The sequence below is a fragment of the Salinivibrio proteolyticus genome, from assembly GCF_001996165.1.
In the GTDB taxonomy this organism is placed as follows: domain Bacteria; phylum Pseudomonadota; class Gammaproteobacteria; order Enterobacterales; family Vibrionaceae; genus Salinivibrio; species Salinivibrio proteolyticus.
In genome coordinates this window covers 115,581-131,328 of the sequence record NZ_MUFP01000002.1, presented here as the reverse complement: position 1 = coordinate 131,328, position 15,748 = coordinate 115,581, and the positions used below count along the sequence as shown (strand labels likewise).

Here is a 15,748-nt window from a genome sequence, read left to right as displayed (position 1 = left end):
CTCCTAAAGTAAAAGATTCATTACCCACATCGCACCAAAAGCATTGAGAATCGAAATGCCAACCATGATGGGGATATAACGGCCTTCGGTACCAATCGGGCCCATCACTCGGCCGATGTATTGCACTTGTGAGCCCATTAAATAGATAGCGGGGACCAAAATCGCAATGTGGCTGCCGGTGAGAATGCCTTGGTCAAACAAGGTGATCACCACACCAACCGCGCCTCCCATTGACATCCATGCCCCCATTAGCACGGCAGCCGCTTCGCCGGGTAAGCCAAACACCGCCATCACAGGCGAAAACACCTCACCCATCAAGCCTAATAACCCGGTAATTTGGAGCGCCTTGATAATCACAAACGCCATGACTACATTAGGAACCGTCGACGTCGTCGCAATGTGCCAACCTTTTTTTGCCCCTTCGACAAAGATGTCGGTGATCATGGGTTTACTGCTGGAAGAATGAGTCATGACGCGTGCTCCTCTTGATAGGATTGAGACTTGTCTCGCTGTGGCCCTTTACCCTCAGTGATATTGAGGTAGACACGAAATACATTGGCGCCGATGAACTTAAACAAGAAGATCACACCAATCGCAAGACCAATCGACGAGGTCACGGCCAACGAGCCATCTGACAGCGTCAGAGTAAACAGCACCGCACCCGATGAGAAAAAGTTGACGATGGTTGCCCCAGCCGTGAACTGAAACATGGTGAACACATCCGTTTCCCGTTTGGTCAAGTACCCCTCATCTTTGAGTTGACGCGTCATCGCCGCCCCCGCATCTGTGCTCTGCATAGAGGCAATTAATGCCAATCCTGAGTTGCCGGGAATGCCCAATACTGGTTTCAATAGCGGAGTTAAGAGTCTGCGCGCCGCATCAAGTGCCCCATAGTGCTCAAGCACACTGATCATACCGAGTGCGAACATCACGGTAGGAATAAGGGTCAGCGCAAAAATAAAACCGTCTCGTGCACCACTCCCGCCTTTACCGCGAAGTGACGTCGTTGCTACCTCTACCGACCCATCGGCCGCCGCTGTCGCTTGATAAGCCACCTGCCCGAAGGATCCGTTCAAGGTGGTAAAATCAAACACGCCGTACCATTGATTGGATTGTAACAATCCCGAGAAAAAAACGATCGCAAAGACCAGAGCCAAGTAACATCCCCATGTCACTTGTCTGTCTGTTTCGGTTGGATGTGTCATAAACCGCCCTCATGCTCAATCAACATTGGGCTTATCATCGAGGCAGACACGGAAACGAAAGTTGATAATTATCAACCTATTGTGTAAGAAGGGAGATAGGATTTACATAATATGGGCTGATTCAAAACCTAACAAATTAAGCCAAACTAAAGAGTGATGAATGTGACACTAGCGGCTGATTTTATTAGGTTTATCTGTCACTACTAAAGGATGCGCATAAATCGCTTCGGATAAGAAATTCACTAGAAATACATAAGTAAAACTAATAAAAAAGCGCCCGAAGGCGCTTTTTCGTCGGGCGACAGCGTACTGACTTAGCCCATCAGGTTATAGAGTAACGCAGAAATCGCCAGCATACCGGTCACAAAGATAAAGTAAGTACCGACTTTACCGCGATACTGTGCCAGCGCTTTGACTTTGTAAGCCGCGACAGTGGGCATAATAAAGAGGATCATCGCAATCACAGGCCCAGACAGTGCGCCCATCATGTCGAGGATGCTGGGGTTAATCACCGCACACCACCAGATGGCAAAGAACATCACCACAACACCCAGCTTATCCGCTTGCTTGTAGGTCAGCTTGCTATGTTTGGTTACCAAACCATTCAAGCTTTCACGCGCGCCAAGGAAATGCCCTAAAAACGACGATGTGATCGCAATGAATGCGACAAGCGGCCCCAGCGTACCGATAAAGGGATTATGGGTGACGTTAGCAAGATAAGAAAGCACAGACACATTTTGCGCTTTCGCTTCCGCCATTTGTGCTGGCGTGAGCGTCAGCACGCACGAGAATACAAACAAGAGCACAAAAGCAACTAACATCACGCCTGCGCGCTTAAGAATTTGCTCTGACTTGCCTTGCGCGTCATTGCCATAGTGGCGACGCTGAATGTTAGCAAAACTTGAAATCGCCGCTGCATGACTAAACGAGAAGATCACCACAGGGACCGCAAGCCACAGGTTAATGCCTAGCTCACCCATCGGCGGTAGGCTCAAGTTAGGCGTTTGCCACGATGGCACAAGATAAAACGACAAAAACGCCAAAATAGCCACCAAGGGGTACACCATAGCGGCGAAAGCACGCAGCATGAGGCGCTCTCCACCCAGCATGATCGCAATCATGCCCGCCACTAACACACCGGACAATAAGATACGATTAGGAGATACCCATCCCAGTTGATTGACTAAAAAGCTGTCTACCGTATTGGTTAATCCGACGCCGTATATCAATAAAATGGGGAAGATAGAAAGGAAATACAACACCGAGATCATCCGGCCCGCATTGGCACCAAAATGCTCGGCGACCACATCGGTAAAATCTGCATCTTTATGGCGAGAGGAGAGCACAAAACGTGCAAGCCCGCGGTGTGCCATAAAGGTCATGGGGAAAGCAAGTACCGCCATGATGATTAACGGCCAGATCCCACCCATACCCAGGTTAATGGGAAGGAACAGGATCCCAGCACCGACAGCGGTACCAAAAAGGCTGAGCGCCCAGTGGGTGTCATGTTGGGTCCAACGAGTGGATACACTCTTTTCGGAGACTTCTATAGTTTGGTTCACGTCAAACTCTCTTATTTATAATATTTTGTGCGGTTGCATAGTAGCGAGTTCGACCGGATATATCACACAGATGTAATAGATATATGTACTAATTGTTTTGTTAAAAACTTGTCACATAAACTGGCAATATTTTTAATAACCAAATTATTCATCTGATATAATGCATTTTATTCAGAACAATTAACCAAATTATTAACAATGTTTAGATTGATTGAATTGTTTGCAAAATGATGTAACTACCACATTTTAGTTCATAGCATGTTGACATATTGTTATGTTAAGCATCACGTTTTTTGATGATATCTTTTTCATCTGTTACAAAGCTCACCCATCCATCCTCAATAGGACGAGCTGGCTCACAGTCACCACTCCAAATCACACGTAGCGTGACTAAATAACGAAATGAGCGGCTGGTCCTAATCAGCACAATCGCAACCAACGCCAGTCCGCGCAACGCCACAACCAAACACACAATAAAAAGGAGTGTGCAATGGGTGAACCTATTATTATTGATTGCGATCCGGGACACGATGATGCTATCGCGCTGGTGATGGCTTGTGCACTCGATCAGCTCGCGATTAAGGCCATTACCACCTGTGCTGGCAATCAAACGCTGGATAAGACGCTATATAACGCCAGACGGATCCTCACCTTATTAAATCGCCACGACATTCCTTTCGCAGGGGGAGCCCATAAGCCCCTGCTGCGCGACCTTGTGGTGGCGAATAATGTCCACGGTGAGTCAGGGCTTGATGGCCCTGAACTTCCTGCACCCGCGATGGACGCTCAACCCGATAATGCCATCAGTGTGATGGCTCGCGTGTTAGAAGCTAGCCATCAGCCGATAACCGTCGTCGCCACCGGTCCGCTAACCAATGTCGCGCTGCTGCTTGCGACTTATCCCCACCTCGCCAATCGCATCAAGCGTATCGTTCTCATGGGTGGAGGGGCCACATTGGGGAATTGGACCCCTGCTGCCGAGTTTAATATTTATGTTGACCCTGAAGCCGCTCACCGTGTGTTTCATTCAGGGATCCCTATCACCATGTTTGGCTTGGATGTGACCCATCAAGCCTTGGTCAAAGATGCCGACGTTGCCACTATCCGCGCCATTGATAACCCCGTGGCACAGACCGTCGCGGGGTGGCTGGAATTCTTTATGCGTTATCACCGCGATCCCAAGTGGCAACTCGACGGCTCTCCCCTCCACGATCCTTGTACGATTGCTTGGCTTATCAAGCCTGAGTTGTTCGATTGTGAATCCGTATGGGTGGATATAGAAACACAAGGCAAACTCACCACTGGAATGACTGTGGTTGATCGCTATCGAGTGACCGGTCATGCCGCTAACGCTGATGTGGCGATGAAGGTCAACCGTGAAGGCTTTATCTCGTTACTGTGTGATTGTCTAACCCAATACAGCTAATAGGCGCTCATAAAAAAGCGCGGCAATCGCCGCGCTGTCTATTCGGTATAAGTCATCATGGTCGCGCCAACCGCGCGCACCGGCTACTAATATCGTGCCGTAACGCTCACACCGCTAAAGGCGGTATAACCATTTAGCATGACATGATAACGACCCTTCTGGGTGCTCTGCACAGTGCACACTTCACTGTTGCCATAGTTGTATGGACGACAGTCCCAGCTCGATAGCGTAGGTTTGGCGCCATAGCGAACATATAAGTCTGCATCACCCGACCCTCCGCTGATATTCACGCTAAGGCGCTGACCGGCTTCTACATCCACGTAGAAAAAGCGTTGCGCACCTTGCCCACCAGAGATGCCCGTGACCGGCTGACCATTTTTAAGCTCATCTTTAGGATCCGGCGTTGGACCACAATCCGGCTCACAGCTACTGTCAGCTTGGCTATAGAGCAATTTGTTAACCGTTCCGCGCGTGTCACTAATCTTACCTACACTGGCACGGTTACTAATCAAGCTTGCTACTTGTGCAGGAGATAGGTTGCTGTTTTCTTGCAAATATAAAGCCGCCACACCCGCAACATGAGGGGTCGCCATCGAGGTACCGCTGATGGTGCGATAACCACCGTCATACCATGCTGACTTGATTTGAGAGCCCGGCGCAAACACATCGACACAGCTTCCCCAGTTTGAGAAGCTTGAGCGGCTATCGCTGCTGGTGGTAGAGCCCACGGTGACACCGCTTGGCTCACGGGCCGGTGAGCTGTTACAGGCGTCGGCATTGGAATTCCCTGCTGCCAACATAAAGCTCACACCCGATTGCACGGCACTGGCAACCGCTCTATCCAGTGCGGTCGATACACCGCCACCCAAGCTCATATTTGCTACTGACGGTCCACTGGCATTGGCAGCCACCCAGTCAACACCGCCAATCACCCCAGACGTTGAACCTGAGCCGCTACAACTAAGAACTCTCACCCCAACGATGTCGACATTTTTGGCAACACCATATTGGCTACCCCCGATAGTACCGGCCACATGGGTACCATGACCGTTACAGTCTGAGGCGTCATTGTCGTTATCAACAAAATCATAGCCAGAGCGAGCACGACCGCCAAACTCAACATGTGACGTTGTCACGCCAGTGTCAATTACATACGCGGTCACACCTGTGCCATCAAAGTTGGTACTGTAATTGTTATCCAAAGGCAGGTTGCGTTGGTCAATGCGATCCAACCCCCAAACTGGGTTGCTCTGGTTCGCGTTTGGGGTGATTACCGGGTCCAAGGAAATCGTTTTGTCTTGTTCGATAAAATCAACTTGTGAATCCATGCGTAGCGCACGCAATTGCTCTGGTGTTAATTTAGCCACGAAACCACTCAGCGAGCGATCAAACACTTTCTCAACCTTAACTGCGTGTTGGTTGACCATGCTGGAAACCGTTTGCTGTGTGAAGGTTTTTAACGCTTGTGGGTCATCACTGAGTGTCATTGGTTGCTTAAACACCACAATGTATTGGTCCTCAATACCCTGCTTGTCTGATGCAACCACTAATGGTGCTAGCGTTTGCTGCTGAGAAATCGCTTGTTTACTTTCCTCTTGTTTTGCGAGCACAGAGGGCGAAGCAGTCACGAGTGCAGATGCGATACAGCAGCTAAGAACATGCTTTAACATATTGTATTCCTTACAATGGTTAAACGTAGAAAGTTATAATTGCCTACAAAAAACAACAAGCACGCTTATAAAGTTATGCATCAAAAAGCATTTTTTCTGTAGTGAGATTTGCTTTATTTGTGCAATCCATCAGCATTATTGACTACATTGTTATTTACAACTTATTTAACCTTTTGTTTACAATGCGAATTCGCGTGCTCGACACAGATCTAAATGTCTCAATGAATAGACATTTGGGATCTGTTATTTTTGACATGTTGCACAAATGAGATGAAACTTGATTCAATCTTGTATACAGAGAGTGAGCATTGATCCAACAAAAAAGCCAGCGACATAGCGCTGGCGCAGAAAAAGTTAACAAATTGATTTAGATAGGGTTAGTTTGGTTCTTCATGAATTAATACGCCGCCTTCGAGCGCGCCCACAAGGACATTGGGTACGCTCGCGTCTTCGGATGTCACCGCAACACGTGTACCGGGACCAATTGCAGAGATAGGAGCTGCCATCATGAGAGGACCCAGTTCCTTGTCATAGCCCAACTTCCATGATGGTGCAGCGGCGGCGTGATCATTGGCGTAAAGTCGACACTTGTTTCGGTCCGGATCAATTAAACAATCCAGACCATACTCGACGTCATCATAAAAAAACGACCACTGATAATAACCAGCGTTAACACTGCAAGGCGTCTTGATAAAGCTTAAGGCCTCGTTGGTATCTTGAGTCAGAGTCAGAAAGCGCTGCGCATCTGGCACCATCGCCAAATATCCCAACGATTGTCCGTTGACATCGGTCACTGCGAGCTTTACCTCTTGCTCAACCATCGCGCGCTCATGATCGCCAATATCTGGCAACATAGAATCGGGTTGTACTGAAAACGCCATTGTGTCGCTCCTTTGGTTGCTTCGCACCACTCTTAACAGTTATGTAACAACCAAAGATATAGATCAATTTCTCGGAAAAGTTTAGTGATGCGTTCAGTAACTGGGGAAAGCACTCATATCGCAACGCCTTATCGTGCAAATTTGCAGACTTACCGCATCAGCCACCAGCGCATTAAGCGTTTATACCAACGGTTGTAAGGAGGTTTAACCAAAAAGCTGGTGTCCCATTTATTGCGAGTGAGTACGGTCTTACTGTGACTAAAGGTATAAAAGCCCTCGACTCCGTGGTAATGCCCCATGCCGGAGTCGCCAATCCCGCCAAAAGGCGCATCTTCGGCAGCGACATGAAACAAAGTTTCATTAATACCCATACCGCCGGCGTGAAGCTGTGTGGTGACTTGCGTGCGTTTCTTCGCGTCATTGCTCATCAAATACAACGCGAGCGGTCGTGGACGCGCCTGAATATAACTCAACGCCTCAGAGAAATCTTGATAGGTAACCACAGGCAGAAGCGGGCCAAAAATCTCTTCTTGCATCACCCGCATATCATCGGTGACTTGGGTCAACAACTGGGTCGGCCAGCGCTGGTTTTCAGCGGTCGGCACGGCTTGTTGGTCGAGTGCACACCAGCGACGCGCGCCCCTATCAAGGGCATCTTGGAGTGTTTCTTCTAACCGTGTCGCTTGAGTTTGGTTAATAATCTGGCTGTAATCCGGGTTGGTTTCAAAGTCAGGATAGAGGGCTCGAAACGCGTGTTGATAGGCGTGGATAAAGGCCTCTTGGCGATGTTCAGGACAAAGCACATAATCGGGGGCAACACAAATCTGCCCAGCGTTTAAACACTTCCCGTAAATGAGCCGCGACACAGCCACATCCATGTCAATCTGATCATCAATAATCACCGGTGACTTGCCTCCCAATTCGAGGGTCACTGGTGTCAAATTATCGGCTGCAGACAGCATGACTTGCCGTCCAACCTGGGTTGAGCCGGTAAAAAAGAGATGGTCGAACTCTAACTCAGTAAAGCGGCGTGATACTTCAACTTCCCCCTCAATCACAGCCACTTCAGTTGGGCTAAAAACCTCAGCGATTAAGGCGCGTAATACTCGATTGGTGTTAGGCGTGAACTCCGAAAGCTTAAGCATTACCCGATTGCCGGCCGCCACCGCGCAAATAAGGGGGCTGACTGCTAGCATAATTGGGAAATTCCAAGGCACGATAATCCCAACTACACCTTTGGGTTGTTGATGCACCACTAATTGCGTTCCCAGCAGAGTTATCCCAGTACGCCGCTTTTGCGGCTTCATCCATCGTTTTAATCGACGGCGGGTGTAATCAATTTGGTGCAGTAAAGGAAGAATGTCGGCTATTTCAGTATCAACGGGGGCTCGATAACCGTAATCATCACTCAAGGCTTGTTGTAACGCAGGTGACTTTTTCTTGATGGTCTGACGCAAGCGCAGTAGCGCATCTCGCCGATAAGGATAATCTAAAAATGGTGTTTGAGAGGCTTGCGCTTTCTGCGCGTCGAACGTCTCGCGCATCCTTCTTACATCTTCCAACCATTCAGATCCTGACTCCGTCATTCTCGTCTCCTGATTATCACCGTTACTGATCCTCATCACTCATTGATGACATAACCAATCCTTTCACGCAATAGCACGTACTCCCCCCACATCGAGTGTTCACTTTCACATCACTCAATAAAACAGATCGATATCATGATAATGATCACAATAGTTTTTATTTTTCCTTAATTTTTGTGAGGAATAACGAAAACGCAACAAAAAGTAACACGCATTTCACGACTCGGCTATAACATACGCCTCGCCTAACAAATAAGACAATAAGGTCCCTTCACTTAAACAGGTGTAATGGGTGTCATCACTGTCCCGACAACATACCAATGAGCAAATTAAAACGATGAAACGATCCCAAGACATTACCGATGCAGTTGGCAAAACCTTCTCGATCCGTGTCAATGGCGAGACGGTTCCAGCCATCGCTGGAGAAAGCGTGCTAAGCACCTTGCTTGCGAGCAATATCCGTGCGCTATCTAAAAATGATTATGGCCGATTAGCCAGTGCCTATTGCGGCATGGGCGTGTGTCATTGCTGCACGCTGGAAATAAACGGCCGCCATAAACAACGTGCGTGCCAAGTCGCCGTTCAGCCGGATATGGATGTCCGCACTGAAGCCAACATTGTGGTTGAAAATAAGGATCTTGAAAGCAGTACCGTCGAGCAAGGAGAAACCCATGTCTAAACCTGTTGTTATTGTTGGTGCTGGACCTGCCGGCTTGTCTGCCGCGGTCACACTGGCCAAGCACAAGGTCGCGAGTATTATTCTTGATGAAGCGCCCAAACCCGGTGGCGTCGTCTACCGCGGTCCATGGCGAGATACTGACGCGCTGCCTCATTTGGATGATAAATGGAAAGCCACGTCACAGTCCCTGCGCGAACAATATCGCCAGCATCAGGATTTGATTGACCTACGTAGTTTGACGCGGGTACTGGGGCCAATGGCGGATCAACACCTCCTCACTGCCCATGAAGACACGCTATCAACGATTGACTATGAGCAATTGATCCTCGCCACCGGTTGCCAAGAGCGCAGCATTCCCTTTCCCGGCTGGGATATGCCTGGGGTGATGCTTCTGGGTGGTATCCAACTTCAAATAAAAAGCGGCTTGGTCCGTCCCGGTCACCGCTGCGTGATCACCGGCACAGGGCCTTTGCTTGTCTTGGTCGCTTGTCAGCTTCACAAAGCCGGTTGTGATATCGCGGGTATCTATGAAGCGGCGCCATTCAAAGACTTGGCACGTGAAACGCTCGCCCTCCTTAACCGTCCACAGCTCGCGCTAGATGGTCTGTCCATGATGATGTATCTCAAACGCCACCATATCCCGATGCATTACGGTTGGGGCGTAGTTAAAGCCTCGGGTGACCCCCAAGTCGAGCACGTCACGGTTGCCCCCTACAGTAAAGATTGGCACCCAGATGTTAGCCGTGCCGAAACCATAAATGCTGATGTACTTGGTGTGGGTTACGGCTTCGCGGCACGCTCTCAGCTTGCGCAACTAATGGGACTAGATATGCAGTACGATCATATGAGCGGGGCGATCCCCGTGGTGGACGAGTGGCAACGAGCCAGTGTCGACAATGTTTACTGCGCAGGTGATACCGTAAAATTTGCCGGCGCAGAAGCCGCCATGTTGGAAGGAAAGATTGCGGCATATTCAGCACTGAAGGCACGCAATATTTCAATGCCGAATCTTGATAATGAGTTTAAGGCTCTGCGTCATCAGCTCGAAAAGAGCTACCGTTTCCGTAAAGGCTTTGATACGGCAGGCTATCGTCGCCCAGGCCTGCTCAGTTTGCCGGAAAAAGACACAGTGATCTGTCGCTGCGAACAAGTGAAAAAGGCGGACATTGATAACGCCATCAATCAAGGCGTCAAGGATGTGATTACGTTGAAAATGCGTACCCGCGTCACCATGGGTGACTGCCAAGGAAAAACTTGTGCGCACTATTGCTACGACCGACTCAATGAGAGCACGACGTCGCCTCAGCCTTTGATTCGCCCTCGATTCCCACTCGACCCTATTCCTTTTGCTGCGTTGGAGGATGACGCATGAAACAGTACGACATCGTAATTTGTGGCGGCGGCGTGATCGGCGCATCGGTGGCTTATCATTTAAGCCGCGAGCGCGACTTATCCATCGCCGTTGTGGACTATAAATACCCCGGAAACGCCTCACGTGCGTCAGCCGGTGGCCTATGGGCGATGGGCGAGTCAACCGGCCTTGGTTGCGGCGTTATCCTGTTTAAAACCCTTTCTAAGCAGATGCAAGAAAGCGGCGAAGGTGGATCACCAGAGATCAAACCGCACATTATGCCCAAGCCGTTCTTCGATATGGCGATGCTGTCTAACCAGCTCTATCCGGCATTGTATGATGACCTGATGACGCATCACGGTGTGGACTTTAAGTTTGAGCGTACCGGTCTGAAGTTTGTCATGTTTGATAAGTACGACAAACTCTATGCCGAGCACATTGCGGCCGCCATACCTGATCGCCAAGAGCATGTCCGCTGGGTGTCTCAAGAAGACCTTCACGCACAAGAGCCTAACGTGTCGCGCGCGGCAATTGGTGCGATGGAGTTTGAGGGGGATCACCAAATCAACCCCTATCGCCTCAACGAGGCCTATTTGGAAGCAGCACGGCAAAACGGTGTCGAGCTATATCTCAATACCAAAGTTACGGGTGTGGTGAGACAAGGTAACCGGGTTGTCGCGGTTGAAACAGAAAACGGCAAGCTAGGTTGTGGCACCATGATCAACGCGGGTGGCGCATGGGCGGAAAAACTCAGCTTGTGGGCAACGGGCATGCCAATGCCTGTCTTCCCAGTCAAAGGCCAAGTGATCGTCTCTGAGAAGCTACCGAAGCTTTTAAATGGTTGTTTAACCACCAGTGATTGTTACATCGCTCAAAAAGATAACGGCGAAGTCTTGATTGGCTCAACCACCGAAGAGCGTGGTTTTGATACCACCACAGACATCAAGTACATCAAGCAGCTGGCACAAGGCGCCATGAAGTCTATCCCCGAGCTGAAAAAGATGAATATCAAGCGCTGCTGGGCAGGCTTGCGTCCGGGCTCACCGGATGAACTGCCAATTCTTGGTGCAGTGCCGGGTATTGACGGTTACCTCAATGCATGTGGGCATTTCCGTACCGGTATGTTGACCTCTGCCATCACCGGAAAGGTGATGAATGAAGTGGTACGTGGTCTACCAACGACCATTGATCTTGAACCCTTCTCCTACACGCGCTTCTTGAATGACCAAGGAAAAATGATCGGTAACTATCATCTTGAAGTCGCGTTACCTTAATTCCAATTACATGGTCCCAACCACTAAAGCCTGCCTCAGTGCAGGCTTTTTTTGTTACTAAGCTGTAACTTACCGCTGATTTCCAAGACGAATTTAGCGTGATAGACCACAGAACGCCGTTCGATTATTTGGCAAATATTGTCGCTTTATTGATCACAGGCTTATACTGGTTTTATCGCTGTGTTTGTCAGCAATCTTCGCTGTTATCGATAGGAAATGTGGTAGGCATGAACGACGAGCCATCAAAGAACGCAATACTGACGGAAAGTGGCACTAACGAGCTCGAGATCATCGAGTTCCACCTTATGAAACAACTTCCGGACGGCAGTACTAAAACCTGTTACTACGGCATCAACGTCGCCAAAGTCCGTGAAGTCATTCAAGTGCCTGAAACAACCGATTACCCCAATGCACAGCCTCATATGATTGGCGTGTTTTCTTCTCGTGAAAAACTCACTCCCTTGATTGATCTTGCAGGGTGGCTAGGGGTGCCAACCCGCCCTGAGAAAGACAATAAGTTTGTGATTGTCACCGACTTTAACAACATGACGAACGGGTTTTTGATCGACAGTATTAGTCGCATTCACCGTATCTCATGGGAAGCGGTAGAGTCACCCAGTCAATTCCTTGAAGCCGGTGAACAAGACTGTGTGGTCGCGGTGGTTCGTAAAAACAACAACCTCATCATGATTCTCGACTTTGAAAAAATCATCGCCGACATCAACCCAGAGTTGAGCATGGAGAAATATGATGTAACCCAAGACCGCAGCGTCAATATTTCCGAAACCAGTGCGAAAAAGCGAGAAGCAAAAACCGTATTGGTGGTTGATGACTCTGCCTTTATCCGCAGCCTGATCGAAAATACGCTACGTTCAGCGGGCTACAATATTTTGTCTGCGAAAGACGGTGGCGAAGCCTTTGAGAAGCTGATGGAGTTTGAGAAAATCGCGAAAGAAGAAGGTGTGGCGATCACTGAATTTGTGGATGCCATTATCTCAGATGTCGAGATGCCACGCATGGATGGTATGCACTTGGTCAAGCGCTTACGCGATAATGACACCTACAAAACCATGCCCATCGTAATGTTCTCCTCCATCATGAGTGAAGACAACCGCGCTAAAGCCTTACAGCTTGGTGCCAATGACACCATTACCAAGCCAGAAATTGGTCGCATGGTCGGACTAGCAGACAAGTATATCTTTGGTGCCCCACTCGACGATTGATAACGCTAGTGCTCGCCTACCACGCCTGTGGCTCTCACCGTAATAAAAAAGGCTGCCGTCTAGGCAGCCTTTTGATTATTCACTTAATTCAAAGGTTAGTGGCTTGTGAACCGCTATGCGACTGATAGCGTCGGCCACTGAAATAGGCCTTTGCGGCTTGGTTTACCTTCGGCGCCAACAATAGGCCAGAGACCATGGTCGGCACCGCCATCAATCCGTAAGCTCCGATCAAGAACAAGAACACCACATCTAGCGACACCACAGCCCCCAGCACGACCAGTGAGAGATACAGATACTTGTAGTACTGGCCGGCTTTTTCACCGAACAAATACACAAAGCACTTATAACCGTAATACCAGAAGGTAAAGACGGTGGTAAAAGAGAGGATAAGCACTTGTGCCGCTAGCAACCACGCGCCTGGTGCACCAAACGCCGTTTTGAAAGCCGCCATGGTCAAACTCACGCCTTGCATGCCCTCAGCTTGATCGAGCACACCAGTGACGAGAATGACTAAGGCGGTACAGCTACAAACAATTAAGGTATCGATGATAGGACCCAAGCTCGCCACCAAACCTTCACGCACGGGCTCATTGGTTTTCGCCGCACTGTGTGCCATGACTTCAGTGCCAATCCCTGCCTCATTAGAAAAGGCACCACGACTCACACCGATAATAATCACACTCAGTACTCCACCAAACATCGCATCCGGTGAAAATGCACTGGCAAATATAGACTGGAACACACCGGGCACTCGTTCCGCATTAAGCGCCAACGCGGCTAGCGCCATGATCATATAGCTTCCCGCCATCAAAGGCACCAAAGCCCCAGCGACGTCAGCGACACGCTTAAGGCCACCCCAAATCACCATGCCGACAAACACCGCGAGAACAATGCCCATTCCCCACGAGAAGGCACTGCTCTTTAACCAAGCGACCCCCGGAAACAGTTGAGTTTGCACCACAGCACCAAGTTGGTTGATCTGAAATGACGGCACAAATCCCATCAGACCCGCAATGGCAAACATCACCGCCAACCATTTAAACTTCGGGCCTAACCCATGCTGAACCGTATACATGGGGCCACCGTGTACATTTCCCTTGGCGTCTTTGTGACGGTACATGACTCCCAGTGTGCAGGTGTAGAACTTGGTCGATACCCCCAGTAACGCGGTGAGCCACATCCAAAAAACCGCCCCCGGTCCACCCGCACTCAGCGCCAGTGCGACGCCCGCGATATTGCCAAGACCTAACGTACCGGACAGTGCTGCCGCTAAGGCTTTGCGATGAGATAAATCACCATGACCGCTGCCATCATCCACTTTACCGGTTAATAGCTTAACGCTGTGCGCCATGTAACGAAAAGGTGTGAGCTTTCCGTACAGAGTGAAAAACAATCCGCCACCAACCAGTAAGATCAGCATCGGCTTTCCCCAAATAAAGCCTACAAAGGCATTAATCCATTCTTCAATCATGTCTCGCATCCTTTCTTGATGCTTGGCTAATTACTTTGCTCTCTAGACTCCGGCCTAGTCGATGCACGCCAACCAGCAAAATAATTAGACCATAAAGCAATAAATTCTTACTGGCGTGACTAAAAACCCATCCAAGCTACGGCGAAATCCGCTATATCGCGACCAAAACCCAGTCTATATGTGACTTTTGTCGCATTAATAATGCACTAAGATGAATAATTACCGCAGCACTTTGATTTGAACACAAATAAATAAACCGACCCGCACCTATCCAAAACAACACGGGCACAAAACGTTTAACCTTACTTTTCGCCGGTGTTTAGCCCCAGTGCCATTCGCTATACTTCGCGCGTCTTTTAAACCCACAACCCATGCACTGGATTTACGCTCCAGCCAGCAAGAGGAAACAACATGTCCGCCTACGTTATTTGTGCGCTATATAAGTTCGTCACCCTTGATGACTACCAAGACCTCCGCGCCCCGCTGCAAGAGGTGATGGAAAAAAACCAAGTGCGCGGCACGCTACTGCTCGCGAAAGAAGGGATTAACGGCACCGTCGCCGCCCGCCGTGAAGGAATTGATGCCCTGTTTGCTTGGTTTAAAAACGATGCTCGCCTTGCGGACATTGGCTACAAAGAGTCCTTTGAAGACAGCCAACCTTTTAACCGCACCAAGGTAAAGCTGAAAAAAGAAATCGTCACCATGGGTGTTGAGGGGATTGATCCTCGCCATACAGTCGGCACCTACGTGAAGCCGACGGAATGGAACGATCTGATTAGCGATCCTGAGGTGCTGGTCATTGATACACGGAACGACTACGAAATTGAAATCGGGACCTTTGAGCGTGCAGTTAACCCTCATACCGAAAGCTTTCGTGATTTTCCCGAGTATGTAGAAAAGCACCTCGATCCAAGCAAGCATAAAAAAGTCGCCATGTTCTGTACCGGTGGCATTCGCTGCGAAAAATCAACGGCCTTTTTGAAGGAAAAAGGCTTTGACGAGGTCTATCACTTGGAAGGAGGGATCCTAAAATACCTCGAAGAAGTGCCTGAGAGTAATAGCCTTTGGAATGGCGAGTGCTATGTGTTTGATGGCCGCGTGGCGGTAAATCATTCGCTCGAGAAAGGATCGTACGCGATGTGTAATGCATGCCGCCTACCCATTACTAAAGCCGATATGGAAAGCGAGCACTACGAGCAAGGCGTATCCTGTCCAAAGTGTCATGACAAGCATACCGAGGAGCAGAAAGCGCGTTTTCGTGAGCGCGAACGTCAAGTGCAACTGGCTCGCGAGCGCGGAGAGCAACACGTCGGAGGCGAAGCGAAACACATTATCGAAGCGCGGCGTGCGATGAAAAAGCAAAAGAAACAAGCACAAAAGAAAGACGCTTAATCAGTCCATAACTGATACGAGACTTTAC

The 15,748-nt window shown here is 49.3% G+C and carries 13 protein-coding genes; 6 read left to right on the top strand and 7 right to left on the bottom strand.

Going from position 1 to position 15,748, the window contains the following annotated elements; genetic code table 11:
* Window positions 1–3: 3 nt before the first annotated feature.
* From BZJ19_RS01960 to BZJ19_RS01950, 3 genes are all read right to left on the bottom strand, one after another.
* Window positions 4–471, bottom strand: coding sequence for a YjiG family protein (locus BZJ19_RS01960; RefSeq protein WP_069587510.1), 468 nt, complete (start codon window positions 469–471; stop codon window positions 4–6).
* Window positions 468–1,205: a nucleoside recognition domain-containing protein gene (locus tag BZJ19_RS01955; RefSeq protein ID WP_077479598.1), complete on the bottom strand. Its 738-nt coding sequence runs from the start codon at window positions 1,203–1,205 to the stop codon at window positions 468–470. Before BZJ19_RS01955 ends, BZJ19_RS01960 begins: the two co-directional genes overlap by 4 nt.
* A gap of 314 nt (window positions 1,206–1,519) precedes the next feature.
* Window positions 1,520–2,767 carry an SLC5/6 family protein gene (locus BZJ19_RS01950; RefSeq protein WP_069587508.1) on the bottom strand — a complete coding sequence of 416 codons (1,248 nt, stop codon included), beginning with the start codon at window positions 2,765–2,767 and terminating at the stop codon, window positions 1,520–1,522.
* A gap of 490 nt (window positions 2,768–3,257) precedes the next feature.
* Here BZJ19_RS01950 and rihA point away from each other — a divergent pair, with 490 nt between their 5' ends.
* Window positions 3,258–4,193, top strand: coding sequence for a pyrimidine-specific ribonucleoside hydrolase RihA (rihA, locus tag BZJ19_RS01940; RefSeq protein ID WP_077674431.1), 936 nt, complete (start codon window positions 3,258–3,260; stop codon window positions 4,191–4,193).
* Between the two features lie 86 nt (window positions 4,194–4,279).
* Here rihA and BZJ19_RS01935 read toward each other — a convergent pair whose 3' ends face one another.
* The 3 genes from BZJ19_RS01935 to BZJ19_RS01925 all read right to left on the bottom strand — a co-directional run bounded on the left by BZJ19_RS01935 (window position 4,280) and on the right by BZJ19_RS01925 (window position 8,330).
* A complete protein-coding gene (locus tag BZJ19_RS01935) occupies window positions 4,280–5,863 on the bottom strand; it encodes a S8 family peptidase (protein ID WP_077674430.1) in 1,584 nt (527 codons plus the stop codon).
* A gap of 377 nt (window positions 5,864–6,240) precedes the next feature.
* A complete protein-coding gene (locus BZJ19_RS01930) occupies window positions 6,241–6,744 on the bottom strand; it encodes a hypothetical protein (protein ID WP_069587504.1) in 504 nt (167 codons plus the stop codon).
* Window positions 6,745–6,893: 149 nt separating this feature from the next.
* Complete coding sequence (locus BZJ19_RS01925; protein WP_077674429.1) at window positions 6,894–8,330, bottom strand: coniferyl aldehyde dehydrogenase; 1,437 nt, start codon at window positions 8,328–8,330, stop codon at window positions 6,894–6,896.
* 337 nt (window positions 8,331–8,667) lie between these two features.
* On the opposite strand from BZJ19_RS01925, the gene BZJ19_RS01920 reads away from it, so the two are divergent.
* The 4 genes from BZJ19_RS01920 to BZJ19_RS01905 all read left to right on the top strand — a co-directional run bounded on the left by BZJ19_RS01920 (window position 8,668) and on the right by BZJ19_RS01905 (window position 12,857).
* Entirely contained in the window at window positions 8,668–9,009 is a 342-nt protein-coding gene (locus BZJ19_RS01920; RefSeq protein WP_077454934.1) for a (2Fe-2S)-binding protein, read from the top strand.
* On the top strand, window positions 9,002–10,381 hold the full coding sequence (locus tag BZJ19_RS01915; protein WP_077674428.1) for an FAD/NAD(P)-dependent oxidoreductase: 1,380 nt from the start codon (window positions 9,002–9,004) through the stop codon (window positions 10,379–10,381). Before BZJ19_RS01920 ends, BZJ19_RS01915 begins: the two co-directional genes overlap by 8 nt.
* Complete coding sequence (locus tag BZJ19_RS01910; RefSeq protein WP_069587500.1) at window positions 10,378–11,634, top strand: NAD(P)/FAD-dependent oxidoreductase; 1,257 nt, start codon at window positions 10,378–10,380, stop codon at window positions 11,632–11,634. Before BZJ19_RS01915 ends, BZJ19_RS01910 begins: the two co-directional genes overlap by 4 nt.
* A 227-nt stretch (window positions 11,635–11,861) precedes the next feature.
* The gene (locus BZJ19_RS01905; protein ID WP_069587499.1) at window positions 11,862–12,857 is read left to right on the top strand and encodes a chemotaxis protein; all 996 of its coding nucleotides are present in this window, start codon (window positions 11,862–11,864) and stop codon (window positions 12,855–12,857) included.
* A gap of 88 nt (window positions 12,858–12,945) precedes the next feature.
* On the opposite strand, the gene BZJ19_RS01900 is transcribed toward BZJ19_RS01905, so the two are convergent.
* Window positions 12,946–14,328, bottom strand: a complete 1,383-nt coding sequence (locus BZJ19_RS01900; RefSeq protein ID WP_201249163.1) for an alanine/glycine:cation symporter family protein — start codon at window positions 14,326–14,328, stop codon at window positions 12,946–12,948.
* A 411-nt stretch (window positions 14,329–14,739) separates the two neighbouring features.
* Between BZJ19_RS01900 and trhO the strand changes: the two genes are divergently transcribed.
* Entirely contained in the window at window positions 14,740–15,720 is a 981-nt protein-coding gene (gene trhO, locus BZJ19_RS01895; protein ID WP_077674427.1) for an oxygen-dependent tRNA uridine(34) hydroxylase TrhO, read from the top strand.
* Window positions 15,721–15,748 lie beyond the last annotated feature (28 nt).

Bases quoted from the DNA above. Each gene is read 5' to 3' on its own strand.
- BZJ19_RS01905 (WP_069587499.1), top strand. From the start codon at position 11,862: ATGAACGACGAGCCATCAAAGAACGCAATACTGACGGAAAGTGGCACT.
- BZJ19_RS01955 (WP_077479598.1), bottom strand. From the start codon at position 1,205: ATGACACATCCAACCGAAACAGACAGACAAGTGACATGGGGATGTTAC.
- BZJ19_RS01935 (WP_077674430.1), bottom strand. From the start codon at position 5,863: ATGTTAAAGCATGTTCTTAGCTGCTGTATCGCATCTGCACTCGTGACT.
- BZJ19_RS01910 (WP_069587500.1), top strand. From the start codon at position 10,378: ATGAAACAGTACGACATCGTAATTTGTGGCGGCGGCGTGATCGGCGCA.
- BZJ19_RS01930 (WP_069587504.1), bottom strand. From the start codon at position 6,744: ATGGCGTTTTCAGTACAACCCGATTCTATGTTGCCAGATATTGGCGAT.
- BZJ19_RS01920 (WP_077454934.1), top strand. From the start codon at position 8,668: ATGAAACGATCCCAAGACATTACCGATGCAGTTGGCAAAACCTTCTCG.
- trhO (WP_077674427.1), top strand. From the start codon at position 14,740: ATGTCCGCCTACGTTATTTGTGCGCTATATAAGTTCGTCACCCTTGAT.
- rihA (WP_077674431.1), top strand. From the start codon at position 3,258: ATGGGTGAACCTATTATTATTGATTGCGATCCGGGACACGATGATGCT.
- BZJ19_RS01915 (WP_077674428.1), top strand. From the start codon at position 9,002: ATGTCTAAACCTGTTGTTATTGTTGGTGCTGGACCTGCCGGCTTGTCT.
- BZJ19_RS01925 (WP_077674429.1), bottom strand. From the start codon at position 8,330: ATGACGGAGTCAGGATCTGAATGGTTGGAAGATGTAAGAAGGATGCGC.
- BZJ19_RS01900 (WP_201249163.1), bottom strand. From the start codon at position 14,328: ATGATTGAAGAATGGATTAATGCCTTTGTAGGCTTTATTTGGGGAAAG.
- BZJ19_RS01960 (WP_069587510.1), bottom strand. From the start codon at position 471: ATGACTCATTCTTCCAGCAGTAAACCCATGATCACCGACATCTTTGTC.